The organism is Vibrio scophthalmi LMG 19158 (genome assembly GCF_000222585.1).
Lineage (GTDB): Bacteria > Pseudomonadota > Gammaproteobacteria > Enterobacterales > Vibrionaceae > Vibrio > Vibrio scophthalmi.
Genome location: NZ_AFWE01000009.1, coordinates 1 through 241 on the forward strand (window position 1 = coordinate 1; position 241 = coordinate 241).

The window sequence follows — 241 nt, forward strand, 5'->3', positions numbered from 1 at the left end:
TTCTCGATGGGGCTATAGCTCAGCTGGGAGAGCGCCTGCCTTGCACGCAGGAGGTCTGCGGTTCGATCCCGCATAGCTCCACCATTGAGAAACTTCTTCCTATAAGAAGTAAAACTAATATGGGCGATTAGCTCAGTTGGGAGAGCACCTGCCTTACAAGCAGGGGGTCACTGGTTCGAGCCCGGTATCGCCCACCATCTTTAAGCGCATTCGCAAGAGTGTTTTTAAAAATGGTTTCATT

Annotated in this window: 2 tRNA genes; both read left to right on the forward strand. The window is 50.6% G+C overall.

Features of this window, described 5'->3' with window-relative positions:
- Positions 1-8: 8 nt before the first annotated feature.
- Positions 9-84: transfer RNA gene (locus tag RH88_RS00060), tRNA-Ala, on the forward strand.
- Positions 85-121: 37 nt separating this feature from the next.
- A tRNA-Val gene (locus RH88_RS00065) sits at positions 122-197 on the forward strand.
- The last annotated feature ends 44 nt before the right edge of the window (positions 198-241 follow it).